Consider the following 13758-nt stretch of genomic DNA (forward strand, 5'->3'; position numbering starts at 1 on the left):
CGCCCTCCTATAGGTCAGATCAGCGATGGACGGGTCAGAACCTTGATTCCCCGCGGAACATGGATGGCTACAACTGCCCCGCCTGTACCGTTCACCTTGATCCAGCCCAAGCCGGAAATGAAGAGATCCGTCTGGCTGTTCCGGCCGATGCGGAACTCGTGGCGCTGCCATTGCGGCAGCTTATCCATGTCAGCGGTTCCCGGCGGAGACAGCAGCTCGCCGCGGTGCTCCTGATAGAGGGAATCCGCACGTTCCAGCTTCGTACGGTGAATCTTCAGCGTTCCGCTGATATAACAGGTGAAGGATTGCCGTTCACCTTTCACGAAATCAAAGCGGCCCAGACCTCCGAAGAACAGCGATTGTCCCTCGTTCAGCTGATATGCCGCCGGTTTAAGCGGATTTTCGGGCATTACGGCTCCCAGATCTTTGCGTTCCACCAGTTCACTATACCGCCAAGGGTATACAATCCCCGGAGTATCAATGATGTAGTGTCCGTCATCCAGTGGGATCTTCACCGTATCGAGTGTTGTACCCGGGTAACGGGAGGTAGTCAGCTCCTGCTCCAGATCGCTGTAATCGGAGATCAGCCGGTTAATCAGCGTAGACTTGCCTACATTAGTAGCACCGACAACATACACGTCGCGCTGGCCCCGTAGCTCGGTGACGGCTTCAAGCAGACGGTCGAAACCCTGATTGCGCTTAGCGCTGCAGAGAACAATCTCCGCAGTCCGCAGGCCATGCTCCTTGCAGCGCTGCTGCATCCAATTGCGAAGCTTGTTCCAGTTGGTTACCTTGGGGAGCAAATCACTTTTGTTGACTGCCAGAATGACAGGGTTGTTGCCTACGAAACGCTGCAGGCCGGAAATCAAGCTGCCTTCAAAGTCGAAAAGATCGACAATATGAATGACAAGCGCATTCTTCTCACCAACACCGCTCAGCAGATGCAAAAATTCATCCTGATCCACCGATACGGAAGACGCTTCATTGTAGTTCTTAATACGGAAACAGCGCTGGCAAATCACGGGTTCCCGTTCAAAAGCCACCTCCGGTATATAACCCGGGATGTCCTTGTCCGTGGTCTGCAGCTTGATGCCGCAGCCGCTGCATTTCTCAGGGCGCTTGGTTTCATTTGTTGAATTCATTAAGGTTTATCCTCCTCGTGCCACAATCCTTGCTTGCGAAGCCGTGTAGTCGCTATACGCTCAACCCGGCGGTTGAATCTGGTGCCGATCCCTTCATCCTTCACAGAGATAGGGAGCACGAGCACCGTATACAGCCCCAGGCGGTTGCCGCCGTATACATCAGTAAGCATCTGATCGCCGACAACAATCGTCTGCTCCGGCTTCAGCCCCATCTGTTTCATTGCTTTTAGAAATGGTGTATTGCTGGGCTTGCGTGCCTGGTGCACAAACTCAATATTAAGCGGCGTTGCAAAGCGTGACACCCGGTCCATGTTATTGTTCGACACAATGATGAGCTTGAAACCCAGCTCCTTCACTTTCGCGAACCATAACAATAGCTCCGGAGTGGCCAGAGGCGCTTTGGCGCCGACCAGCGTATTATCCAGATCCGTAATGATACCTCGGTATCCAAGAGCGTACAGCTCTTCAAGAGCAATGTCGAATACCGTATTCACCCGGAGTTTGGGGATTAACCTTTCAAACAATACGTTCACCTCGATTTCATACGAAAAACTATATCATACTCTTTACGCTTCGCAAATGAATCCGGAACGGCCATTTGACACCTTTGCCGCTACTTGCCGGACTTTATGCTTTTGCGCAGCCGCAAAGCTTCAGTATACACGCTGCGCCAGTCTTTGTCTTCAATAACCTCTGGGCTGTACTTCGCACGTTCGAACATCCCCAGCAGAGCTGTGAGAGATCCAGAAGCCGCAGGGCGTTCGTGTCTCCAGCGATCGACGGATTCGCGGAGCGTTTCGTGTTCTTCCTTAAGCATGCCCTTTCTGCGAGCATACCTTACCCAGCGCGCCGTTTCCGCCTCAACTTTCTGAACGGGAGACAGCGGCTGGCCGTTGCGCAGCCGCTGGATGAAGAAGCGCAGGCTGAAGCGGCGCTGCCAGAGCAGGAAGCCTGCCCAGGACAAAAGCACAACGGCTGCCGCTGCTACCATCCATGTTCCCATATGAAAGCCCTGCTCCTGTGAAGCGTTGTTCACCTTCTCCGACTTAGGCTGGGTGTCTTCTTCTTCTGGTGCCGCGGTTTCTTCAGGCGCTGCTTCCTGGCTTTGTGTCAGTAGAGGTGCCGTGAAGCCTGGAGTCGCCTCGACAGGAATCCATCCATAATCCCCAAAATAGACCTCGGCCCAGGAATGGGCATCTGCATTGGTTATCGTGTAGTTGTTATTGATGAGATCGCTCCCCTGCTGGATCGCAAGGTTGTCCGGAAGCTGCGCCTGTTCCCCCGGCGCATAGCCCTTGACCCAGCGGGCCGGAATCTCTAGTGAACGGGCCATGGTGACCAGCGCAGTTGAGTAATAGTCGCAATACCCTTCCATAATTTCGAACAGGAAGCTGTCCACCAGATCCTTGCTTTTGCGGCGTGAGAGATCTGGCTGGTTCGTATACGGAAAGCTCTGCTGCAGGTACTGCTGCAGAAGGGCTGTTTTCTCATAAGGTGTCTTCCCCTGGGCTGTGACCTTCGCCGCCAGCTCTTTAACCCGTTCCGGGAAGTTGTCCGGCAGCTGCAGGTACTGTTGATCAATCTTTACCCCGCCATACAGCTGTTGGTAAGTCTGTCTGTTCAACTCCTGTATCGGAACAACCGGCACCTGTGAGGTCAGCACATATTCTCGGGGGAAAGCCTTGCCGTTCCCCTCCGATTCCCATAGCAGTTCGCTGCCTTCTTTTCTCCAGGACAGGCCGCTGCTTGTATTCTGTCCATTCACCGAATTCACTTTCGAGATGGAGTAGCCTCCGAAGAGCACAGGGTAGGACTTGCCTCCCAGCACTTTTACAGTCTGCTTCAGCTCTTTGGTCTGCACCTTGGTAGCTGTATTCCGGTCCAGCTTCTGTCCGACTTCAGCCCCTGTCACCCCTCCTCTGGCTTCAGGGTCGTCATCACTCCAGCCTTTACCGGAATATACGCTGCGTGTCTCTCCCCGCATGTACGTGCGCAGATCCGAGGCCACCGTCATCACCGGTGAATAATCGAAATTGAAACCCCCGCCGAGATTGTTGTCATCTGTACTATAACCAGAGGTTGTGCTCCCAGTGGAGGCTGTACCCGTTCCGTTACCGGACGGGCCGGAGCTGCCGGAGCCTGGAGTACCGCCATTGCCGCTCCATTCCTGCCATGCCGTATACGGATCAGTGAGCGTTGGGCGCACCTCAGGCATATTCACACCGGTAATAATCACAAGAGAAAAGATAATGGCTACATTAATGGCGATTTTAAAAGGATATTTCAGCAAATGAGTCCAACCGCGCGGGTATTGCAGCTGAAAGCTTCTTAAATGCTGGGTAACCAGCCAGCCCATCCCGGCAGAAACTGTCCAGGCCACCTCCTGCCATAATATAGAAGAAGTGAAAGAGTCCAGCGCAGCAAATGCCGCAATATTCATTCCGGTAAACATCAGAATCCGCGCTTTCGAGGATACCCACCAAGAGGATATAAGAAGCAAGACCAGCGCCCCAAAAGCAAACCAGATATAGGGTGCCATATGCGAAAGGATATCCGGCAGCCGGTCACGGAGCCCTGGCATCCAGGGATCAGGAACGTAGGCCCCGTAATGAAGTACCATCCGGTAGGTAAGGTATACCGCAGCCGCAGCTTCAAGCAGCAGCCGGTAGACCGCTTTGGCGGGTATAAGTATTTCAATAACCACCGCGGCAGCCAGTGCCAGAAGCACCGACGCGGTGGTCACTTCAAGCCAGAAGGTTTCTGTGTAAGAAATCCATTGCAGTGCAATCACCATCAGCCACAGCAGGCTGAAAGAGTGATGCCAGGAGGATTTAATTCCATTCCACCAGCGTATCATATGACCTTATCACCTCCGAGCACAGCGGGGAGCTCCTGCAGCGAACTGACGCTGTAGCCAGTAATCCCGCGTGATCCCAGTACGTCTATCCACTCCTGAGTACGCTTCATGGACGCCGGATTACGTGCATGAATTTGCGAGGGCGTCATCCCCCGGCTCTCTGCCCAGCGCAGCACATCCAGAACAGGCTGGCCTGACTGGGGACTGATTAGCACAAAATATGAGCCCTTGGGGAACATACGGGACGCCTTTTCCAGTCTAGTAATCAGCGGTCCGCGGCCCTCAGCATTGATATCGATCAAATATTGAATCATTTTCTGCCGTTCTGCACTACCTTCGGCAGGTGCGAACATCTTGGTATGCTTGTCCAGACAGCACAGGCCGATACCGATCCGTTCACGAATTCCATAACCCAGCAGCGAGGCTGTAATCGAAACAGCTAGCTCGAAATGATTCGAACTGCCATAGGATGCCGCACTTCCGTCCAGTACAAGCACAGTTTTGGGAATAGATTCATGCTCGAATTCTTTCGATTTCCAGTCGCCGGTCTTCGCCGTTGCATTCCAGTGAATACGGGTCAGCCGGTCACCGTAGACATAATCGCGGACACCGTTGATCTGTGTAGTCTCGCGGCGAGAAGGGACCAGTGATGCCTGAGGCCCGGCCAGCCGGGCTCTCCGCTCATACAGCTGCCAGCGTGGCACAAATACTGAGCGCGGCAGCACACGGAACTGGCCCTCTGCCTGAAAGGTCCCTTTGTGCTCCACAAGACCGAAGATGTCCTCGGAGAGAATATCCGTACCTTCAAAAGAATAATGGCCCCGCTCAAGCGCCGGTGTCTGGAAGTGCAGTTCTCCCCGGCCCTTCAGGCTGGGGATGAGACTTTCCTCAAACACCCATGATTCGCCGTTGTGGCGCTTCAGTATCTCTCTCACCACTACATACGGCAAGGGCAAAAAGCCCGGAATCGTGATGCTCAGCTTCACCCGCAGGAACCCGCCCGCATATAATAAGTCTGGCTTGTCCTGCTCCGAATACAGGCTGCGGGTGCCTTTGGCGCGGCGGACACCGCCCAGGCCTCCGATCATTAAATAAAGAAGCAGCACAGTGACCATAATAAAGAGCATAAAGGAAGTTTTGCCGCCCTGAAAAAGTACATAAAGCAGCGTGATGCCCCAAATGGCGAGAACGCCGGCCATTTTGCGGGGCTGAAGAAGCGCGGCCGCCCCAGACAGATAGCTTTTCATATCACTGCCTCATCGTGACGGGCACGTGAATGCTCTGGAGCAGCTTCTGGAGCAGCGAATCCACATTCACGTTATCCAGACGCGACTCCGGCCGCAGCAGGATACGGTGTCCCAGGGCATAGGGCGTTAGAATCTTCACATCATCGGGCAGTACATAATCGCGCTCCTGCAGGAAGGCATATGCCTTGCAGGCCATCATGAATGACAGGGACGCCCGGGGGCTGGCCCCAAGCAGCACCAGAGGATGCTCCCGGGTCTGCCGGACCACATCCAGCAGATAGTTCAGCACAGGATCACTGATATAGACAGAACGGATCTCTTCCTGAATGGAAGCAATCTCTTCCATTCCCGTCACTGGAGTCAGCCTGTCCACCGGCTGGCCCTCCTGATGGCTGAGCAGCAGGTTCTTCTCAGTATCTGCATCCGGATAACCGAGGCTAATCCGCAGCATGAAGCGGTCCAGCTGGGCTTCCGGCAGCGTATAGGTACCTTCAAAATCAATCGGGTTCTGCGTTGCACATAGCATGAAAGGATGCGGAAGCGGGTACGTCTCTCCATCTACAGTAACGTTCCGTTCCTCCATCACTTCAAGCAGTGCGGACTGCGTTTTGGTGGTGGCACGGTTGATCTCATCCGCAAGCAGAATATTAGTCATGACCGGACCCGGACGGAAATGGAACATTTCATCGCGCGGATGATAGACGGAGACACCGGTAATGTCACTTGGAAGAATATCCGGGTTGCACTGAATCCGGCGGTATTCACCGGACATGGATCTGGACAGGGCCCGTATCAGTTGGGTTTTGCCCGTTCCCGGCACATCCTCAATCAGGACATGTCCGCCGGCAAGGAGAGCAGTGAGCAGCAGCTCTATTTCAAATGATTTACCAAGGATGCAGGATTCCAGATTATTGCGAACAGCGTTCATAATTTGCATGGATTCTTGACGCACGGGCATATAGGGTAAACCTCCTATGTCAAAATAAGCAGTATTAATTATATTTTACATGATTAGGGACCCCAAAGTACATTATTGAAGATTGCTATCTTTAACATACGTCAAAGAAGCCGAACAAGGTTCCCCCTCCCGGCTTCTAAGGTTTTCTTATTCTAATGTTGCTTGGAATCTTCGCCTGAACCGGAGACCAGATCGTTCAATCCTATAATCAGACTCTCCAGCTGTTTGAAGCTCTCCACCATATGATGCGTAATATTGCGCTGCTCCTCCACACCGGCCAGAATTTCTTCCGTCGCGGCGCTGGACTGCTCGGTGACACTGGAGAATTCGGTAATTTCGCCAACAACCTTTTCCGAAAAATGCTTCATGCCCGCTGAGCTGTGCTCAACATCCCCGGCCTGTGTCAGCACCTTGTGTGCATTCGTCTGAATGGACTGGAACACCTTTTCCGTATTCTGTGCAGATTCACTGCCCGTGTGCAGAATCTCAAGGCTCTGTTCAAACTGCGAGATCAGCCCTTCGGTCTGCTGCTGGAGACTGGCGAGGACCTCGCTGATGGAATCCGCAGTCTGTCCGGAGCTTTCGGCAAGCTTGCGCACTTCTCCGGCCACTACGGCAAACCCCCGGCCATGCTCCCCGGCGCGTGCCGCCTCTATAGAAGCGTTCAGGGCCAGCAGATTGGTCTGCCGTGAAATTTGCATAATGCTGTCCAGCATCTCGTGCATGTCCAGACTCCGCTGAGAGAATTCCTGCATCTGTTCCGAGGTATGGTTCATCACTTCACCCAGCTCGGCGAATTGTCCTGTGAGCAAGGAGATATTGCTGCTGCCTTGTTCGCTCACCTCTGCCGTGTCTGCAGAGAGCTGCTTCATCTCATGGGAGTAACCGGCAACATCGCGGATATGCTGATCTGACACAGAGATGGACTCCGTGATTTCCGCGATACTGCTTGCCTGATATTCAATACCTTTGGATACCTCCTGAAACCCGATCACGACTTCATTGGTGATGGCATCGACCATCTCTACTTCCTCTTTGAAATTCCCGGTAAAAGCATACAAGCCGTCTACAGCTGATTTGACGCGGTCCAGCAGGTACTTCACCTGGGTGCCTGAAGCCTCTACCTCCTGCCGGTGCTGCTCACTTTGAATAAACAGTTTGCGGTTTACGATGGATACACCGAGCATGGCACCGCAGATCAGAATAAACGTCCCAAAGCTGTCTACATAGGCCAGGACATCGGGATTCGCACCAGCCTCTGAGTGGCCCGATGTGATCTGAATGAAAATATTCACAGCATTAACACCAGCGGTAATCGCAAAATAATGATAGTTCGGATAGAACAGCAGCATCGAGCACAGCAGCAGCGCTGTCGCAATGTCATCCGTGCCCTGATTCATATAGACAGAGAGGGCTCCCATAATAACAGTAAACACCCAAGGTAAAACAAGAATTCCTTTTTTCTTCAAATGAAGTACAGTTGCCACCACACTTAAGGGAACCGATACAGCGGTTGTAAACCACAAGTCTGGAACTTGAAAAGCCAGAATCAAGCCGATCAGCGTAACCACCCAAAAGGCACAGATAATAATCTTGTTTCTCATCCAAATAATTTCTGTAAATCTTTGATTCTGCAAGTTACACTTCCCCCGTCTTCATGTATTGAACCTGTTCTTACGTTCTATATCGTCATTGTTCGACAGTTTTTTAACTGTAAATCTAATCAATCCGGCCCTTTTAATTCCTCTTCACGCAAAAAAAAGCCGCCAAACGGCGGCCCTAAAACAACTTTCATATATGCACTGCACTAGCCCTTCGGGCGCACAACAAGTGCAGCCAGGAACGAGAATACTATGGCAGCAGAGATCCCTGCACTGGTTACATCAAATATGCCTGTAACGACTCCAATCCAGCCATCCCGTTGCAGTTCGGTCAGAGCCCCGTGCACCAGGGAATTCCCGAAGCTGGTAATCGGTACCCCAGCGCCAGCGCCGGCGAACTTCACGAGCGGATCGTATAATCCGAAGGCATCAGCAGCCGCTCCGGCCACCACAAGCGTACTCATGGTATGGGCGGGGGTCAGTGCCAGCACATCCATCAGCAGCTGGCCGATGACACAGATCGCACCTCCGATCAGAAAGGCCCACAAATAGATCATGCCCTATCACCCCCCATCTCAAGGGCAACGGCATGGGCCACACAAGGAATGCTTTCTCCCTGCTGGTAAGAGAGCGGTGAGAGCAAGGCTCCCGTTGCCACAACCAGCACACGCTTTAACTCGCCTTTTTTCATCCGGTTAAGAATATGACCATAAGTTACCGTTGCAGAGCAGCCGCAGCCGCTTCCCCCGGCAATCACATATTTCTGCTTGTCGAGATCGTAGATCATCAGGCCACAATCGTTAAAAGTCGTCTGCTCCATAGGAATGCCCTCCTTGGCCAGCAGATCCTTCGCAATCGGCAGACCGACCGTAGCAAGGTCCCCTGTCACAATCAGATCATAATGGCCGGGGGAGAGCGCTGTATCGCGAAAATGTGCGGTTATCGTATCCGCAGCAGCCGGAGCCATGGCCGCTCCCATATTGAAGGGGTCCTTGAGACCCAGGTCCATAATACGTCCCATCGTTGCCATCACGACATGCGGGCCTTCTGAGGTTCCGTCATTGCGCCCGATAACTGCACAACCGGAGCCGGTTACAGTGTACTGGGCGGTTGGAGGCTTTTGCGAGCCATATTCCGTTGGATAACGAAACTGCTTCTCCACAGTACAGTTATGGCTGGAAGTGCCCGCCAGTGCGTATTTGCCGCCGCCGGAGTCTATGATCATCGAAGCAATGGCAAGGCTCTCCATGGAAGTGGAGCAGGCTCCGAATACCCCCAGATAAGGCACACCCAGCGTCCTTGCGGCAAAGGAGCTGCTGATGATCTGGTTCATCAGGTCGCCGCCGACAAAAAACTCTAATTTTTCCTGATCCAGCGCCGCATTCATTAATGCCAGCTTGGATGCTTTTTCGAAAAGGGCGCGTTCTGCCTTCTCCCACGTCTTCTCGTCCATCTTCAACGAATCGTAGATATAATCAAAATCGGAAGTCAGCGGGCCCTCCCCTTCCTCAGGACCCACTACCGCAGCGGAGCCGAGAATAACAGGTCGGGTAGTATACTCCCAGGTCTGGCTGCCAAGCTGCTTCACAAGTGCCCACCTCCAAAGCCCAGGATGGCATAGACTACACCCACAACAAATGCGGCGACCACCCCGAATACTATAACCGAACCGGCCAGCTTGAACATGTTCGCACCCACACCAAGCACAAGGCCTTCGGCACGGTGTTCAAGCGCTGCAGAGCACATGCTGTTGGCAAAGCCTGTGACAGGAACTGCTGTCCCTGCACCGCACCATTGCGCAAGTTTGTCATAGACGCCAAAGCTGGTCAGAATGACAGAGAGCAGGATCAGGACAGCTACCATTGGGCTTGAGGCTTCCCGTGCGGTCATATCAAAGATAGCCATAAAAGCCTCCTGAATGCCTTGTCCAATCACACAAATCAATCCTCCGGAGAGAAACGCACGCACACAGTTTTTGAACACCGGACGGCTGGGAACATAAGGCTTGGACAATTGTTCATAATCCTCCGGGGTCAAGGTATCAAGCCGCAGCTTGACACCCGATTTTCTAGTTTTCGCTGGCAAAAAGGGACACCTCCTGAAAAGGATGCGAAAGGGATGGCCTGTGTTATAGACTCAGGCTCTCCCTCCCGGATTATTCTTGGTTAGAAGTTTTTCCTTATTCTTCACCATTTCCGGTTTCGTTATGTCCCGCCAGCTCAGGTAAAATACAGCAGCAACACAATCAGCAGCACAAACAGAATCAAAATAAGCACGGCTTCGCGCTCTGCAATATATCGCAGGCCGCCTCTCCGCCGTATTCCCCGGTTGCTCACCCTGCCGGAGAAGCCCATTGCCCGGGCCCTGGGCATGCTTCCTGCCACCCTCATCCGCTTCGCATCCTTTCCCGGCCCCCCTGGGAGCCGCTGCTTTCATAGTATTCGCATCCCTAGTACCCGGTGTTCATTTTGCCCTTCAGTCATGGACAATTTGAGCCGCAATGTTCATACTAGATGATAGTAAAGGAGCGATATGAACAATGAATCCAGAAACACTTGAACTGTTCAAAACACTGACTGAATTTCGCGCCGCACCGGGCTTTGAGCGCGAATTGCGTGCTTATGTCAAAGATGCGCTGGCACCTTATACCGATGAGTTCGTGCAGGACCGCCTTGGCAGTCTGTTCGGCGTGCTCCGCGGTGAAGAGAATGGCCCGAAAATCATGGTTGCCGGACATTTTGATGAAGTCGGCTTTATGGTTACAGGCATTACCGACAAGGGCATGATCCGCTTTCAGCCTCTCGGCGGCTGGCTGGCTTCGGCAGTGGCTTCACAACGGCTGCAGATCGTCACCCCCAAAGGTGTACTGACGGGTGTTGTCGGCAGCACTCCGATCCATTTGATGAGTGACGATGAACGTAAGCAGCCAGGCGATATCCGTAAAATGTACATTGATATCGGTGCGGACAGCCTCGAAGAAGCACAGAGCTTTGGTGTAGCTCCTGGACAACAGGTTCTGCCGATCTGCCCGTTCACTCCACTGGCCAATCCTAAGAAGATTATGGCCAAAGCCTGGGATAACCGCTATGGCGTGGGGCTGGCAATCGAGCTGGTTCAGGCCCTGCACGGGAAGAAATTGCCTAACACCGTCTTCGCCGGAGCTACGGTACAGGAAGAAGCCGGCCTGCGCGGAGCACGGACTGCTGCTAATCTGCTGCAGCCGGATATTTACTTCGGCCTGGATGCCAGCGCCGCTGCCGACATGACCGGCGACCGCCAGGCGTTTGGACACCTCGGCCAGGGGGCCTTGCTGCGCATCTATGATCCGACCATGATCACGCACCGGGGACTGATTGAATATGTGCAGGATATGGCAGATACCCACAAGATCAAATATCAGTATTTCGTCTCGCAGGGCGGAACGGATGCCGGTCAGGTGCATGTCAGCGGTATCGGTGTGCCGTCTGCTGTCATCGGCATCTGTTCGCGCTACATCCATACCGCCTCTTCCATCATTCACAGCGATGATTACGCTGCTGCCAAAGAGCTGCTGATCAAGCTGGTGGAAGGGCTGGACCGCACAACACTGCAGACCATACTAGAAAACAGCTAACTTGTTAGGTATGTCATAAGGACAGGAGAACATACTTTACTGCTACCCGGTAGAATGTTATTCGATGTTCCAAATTGCAAAACGGGCTGACCAGGAATACCTTTTCCGGTCAGCCCGTTTTGTATAGATCATGAATGCCTTTCAATTAGTTCCGCGAACGCACCTCCTGTGCTGCGCCGTGGGCATCATGCTTCTGGGACTGTTCGGAACCGAGCCGGACGGGCGCTCAGAGCGCAACCGTTATGTGAGCAGCTATGAGCCGCAAGCGATGGAGGTGCTGAACAGGCCGGAGACCGTAGCGTACCCGCTGGACTGGAGCCGGAAGGACCAATTCTCCGGTAATGTCTGGTACAACGGCAGCTCCGGGGAGCTGTTCGTGCTGATCGAGGATGTCGCACTCAGCGACAATCGGTCCATTCAGGCCTGGGCTGTAAAGAACGGCAGCCGGAACACGCTGGGACTGGTTCAGATTGAAGACAGGAAGGGCCATCTGTATGTGAAGGGCAGCCAGCTGGGCGAAGCGGACAATATTGCACTGACCGTGGAGCCGACCGGCGGGAGTGTTAAGCCGACTTCTCCGGATGCAGCCTGGGTCCATCTGCTTAAACGGTAAGTCAATCCTTCCGGCCTAACCACAGGTATTTCCCATCCATCGATGGAGACCTTAACTCGCCAAACAACAAAGGGGTTCTGCGCCTCAGCCAATACATGAGCTGACGGAAGCGCAAACCCCCTGTTTATATTGCTTTTATTTTAATTTGGCATACTCTGCCATTACCGACTGATGTACCGCATGGTCAGCAGCGATGCCTGTGTATTTCGTTACCGCAGCTTCAGTGCCAAGCTCTGCAATTGCAGCTTGAAGCTCTACGGCTTCGGGATCATCCTTCACATCAAACAGTAAGGCTCCGGCCATCGAACGGGTAAGGGCTGTATAGCCCAGTCCTCTGTCATAAGCCTGTAGCGCCGGTGAGACCAGACGGTCATTCGGAGACAGCTTGCGCAGCGGTGAGCGGCCTACACGGGACACTTCATCCGTCAGCGCCGGATTGCGGAAACGCTCAAGGATTTTATCGATATACTTGCTATGCTGCGCTTGATCGAAGCCATGCTTTTGTATCAGCACCGCACCGGTCTCCTCTAACACTTCTCGCACCTGAGCAGTCAAAGCCTCATCAGCCATAGCCTGCTGGATCGTCTCATACCCGCGCAGATAACCGAGATAAGCAGCCGAGCAGTGTCCCGTGTTCACCGTGAACAGTTTACGCTCAATGTATGGCTCCAGATTATCCACATAATGAACGCCTTCAACAGGGACATAGCCCGGAATCATCTGCGAGGAGTCGATCACCCACTCGTAAAAAGGCTCTACCACTACCTTCAAAATATCCTCATGCTGCTGCAGCGGCACAATCCGGTCCACCGCCGCATTCGGAAATGCTACAGAGGCGTCCGCTTTGGCGCGGGACTCCTCGTCCAGCTTGGCGTATACCAGCTCTTTGAGCTGGGCGCTGCCGCCAATAGCGTTCTCGCAGGCAATGACATGCAGCGGAGCTGCGGAGACAGCCACCCGTCTGCGGATGCCTTCCGCTACTGCACCGGCAATATGCTTCAGGATCGTGACCCCGACTGCCGTCGTTACGAGATCGGCCTCCGCAACAGCCGCTGCCACTTCCTCCGCATGGGTTACACTACTTAACGCAGTCACATTCTTGACAATGACCGTTTCCTGGCCCTCACTGGCCAAGGTCACCGGATACTCTTTGCGCTCCTGGAGCTGGGATACAAATGCCTCATTGACATCCACGAAGCATACTTCATACCCCGCCTGCGACAGCAGCAAACCGATAAAGCCTCTGCCGATATTGCCCGCTCCGAAATGGACAGCTTTCATTACTCCAGTCCCCCTTCAAAAATAGCAATAACATCAGCCGGCGTAGGTGCATTCATGACCCGTTCAATCGCGTCATCTTCCGTGAAGATCATCGCCACATTCGTCAACACTTCCATATGGCCATCACCTGCGGCTGCAATGCCAATGACCACAAACGCAGGCTCATCTCCGCCAAAATCCACGCCGTCCGGGAAGCGGATGACTGACAATCCAGTAGATTTGATAAAAGGTCTGGCTTCCTTAGTGCCGTGTGGAATCGCTAGGCCTCCGCCCATATAGGTGGATACCACCTCTTCGCGTTCCAGCATCTTCGGCACATATTCCTCCGTTACATGTCCGGCATCGACTAGCAGCTTTCCGGCCATAGTGATCGCTTCATATTTATCTTTGGCGGCACCGTTCATAATCACTTTGTTTTCAGACAGTATACTCATATGGTTTCTCTC

Annotated in this window: 14 protein-coding genes; 2 read left to right on the forward strand and 12 right to left on the reverse strand. The window is 53.4% G+C overall.

The annotated features are described in order from the left end of the window. Positions 1-14 precede the first annotated feature (14 nt). The 10 genes from yqeH to A3848_RS32365 all read right to left on the reverse strand — a co-directional run bounded on the left by yqeH (position 15) and on the right by A3848_RS32365 (position 10177). On the reverse strand, positions 15-1142 hold the full coding sequence (gene yqeH, locus A3848_RS16310) for a ribosome biogenesis GTPase YqeH (protein ID WP_074085968.1): 1128 nt from the start codon (positions 1140-1142) through the stop codon (positions 15-17). After that, positions 1142-1666 (reverse strand): YqeG family HAD IIIA-type phosphatase, encoded by a 525-nt coding sequence (locus tag A3848_RS16315; RefSeq protein ID WP_074085969.1) that lies wholly within the window; start codon positions 1664-1666, stop codon positions 1142-1144. Before A3848_RS16315 ends, yqeH begins: the two co-directional genes overlap by 1 nt. Before the next feature lie 89 nt (positions 1667-1755). Continuing rightward, the gene (locus A3848_RS16320) at positions 1756-3999 is read right to left on the reverse strand and encodes a DUF4129 domain-containing transglutaminase family protein (RefSeq protein WP_074085970.1); all 2244 of its coding nucleotides are present in this window, start codon (positions 3997-3999) and stop codon (positions 1756-1758) included. Beyond that, on the reverse strand, positions 3996-5246 hold the full coding sequence (locus A3848_RS16325; protein WP_074085971.1) for a DUF58 domain-containing protein: 1251 nt from the start codon (positions 5244-5246) through the stop codon (positions 3996-3998). Before A3848_RS16325 ends, A3848_RS16320 begins: the two co-directional genes overlap by 4 nt. A 1-nt stretch (position 5247) precedes the next feature. Further along, a complete protein-coding gene (locus A3848_RS16330; RefSeq protein WP_074085972.1) occupies positions 5248-6204 on the reverse strand; it encodes an AAA family ATPase in 957 nt (318 codons plus the stop codon). 152 nt (positions 6205-6356) lie between these two features. Then, on the reverse strand, positions 6357-7808 hold the full coding sequence (locus A3848_RS16335) for a methyl-accepting chemotaxis protein (RefSeq protein WP_074086028.1): 1452 nt from the start codon (positions 7806-7808) through the stop codon (positions 6357-6359). 203 nt (positions 7809-8011) lie between these two features. Next, entirely contained in the window at positions 8012-8362 is a 351-nt protein-coding gene (gene spoVAE / locus A3848_RS16340) for a stage V sporulation protein AE (protein ID WP_074085973.1), read from the reverse strand. Then, positions 8359-9393, reverse strand: a complete 1035-nt coding sequence (gene spoVAD / locus A3848_RS16345) for a stage V sporulation protein AD (protein ID WP_074085974.1) — start codon at positions 9391-9393, stop codon at positions 8359-8361. Before spoVAD ends, spoVAE begins: the two co-directional genes overlap by 4 nt. Then, complete coding sequence (spoVAC, locus tag A3848_RS16350) at positions 9390-9890, reverse strand: stage V sporulation protein AC (protein ID WP_074085975.1); 501 nt, start codon at positions 9888-9890, stop codon at positions 9390-9392. The genes spoVAD and spoVAC overlap by 4 nt, the downstream gene beginning before the upstream one ends. Before the next feature lie 134 nt (positions 9891-10024). Continuing rightward, positions 10025-10177 (reverse strand): hypothetical protein, encoded by a 153-nt coding sequence (locus A3848_RS32365; RefSeq protein WP_167374745.1) that lies wholly within the window; start codon positions 10175-10177, stop codon positions 10025-10027. 167 nt (positions 10178-10344) lie between these two features. On the opposite strand from A3848_RS32365, the gene A3848_RS16355 reads away from it, so the two are divergent. Together A3848_RS16355 and A3848_RS16360 are read left to right on the forward strand one after the other, a co-directional pair. Continuing rightward, positions 10345-11418: a M42 family metallopeptidase gene (locus A3848_RS16355; protein WP_074085976.1), complete on the forward strand. Its 1074-nt coding sequence runs from the start codon at positions 10345-10347 to the stop codon at positions 11416-11418. Positions 11419-11605: 187 nt separating this feature from the next. Beyond that, entirely contained in the window at positions 11606-12031 is a 426-nt protein-coding gene (locus A3848_RS16360) for an anti-sigma factor (protein WP_256702420.1), read from the forward strand. 135 nt (positions 12032-12166) lie between these two features. Here the strand turns inward: A3848_RS16360 and A3848_RS16365 are convergent, their stop codons facing one another. Then, entirely contained in the window at positions 12167-13312 is a 1146-nt protein-coding gene (locus tag A3848_RS16365) for a mannitol-1-phosphate 5-dehydrogenase (protein ID WP_074085978.1), read from the reverse strand. Continuing rightward, a complete protein-coding gene (locus tag A3848_RS16370) occupies positions 13312-13746 on the reverse strand; it encodes a PTS mannitol transporter subunit IIA (protein WP_020432921.1) in 435 nt (144 codons plus the stop codon). The genes A3848_RS16365 and A3848_RS16370 overlap by 1 nt, the downstream gene beginning before the upstream one ends. Positions 13747-13758: the final 12 nt, after the last annotated feature.

Source organism: Paenibacillus sp. P32E, from assembly GCF_001909085.1.
GTDB lineage: Bacteria > Bacillota > Bacilli > Paenibacillales > Paenibacillaceae > Paenibacillus_AQ > Paenibacillus_AQ helianthi.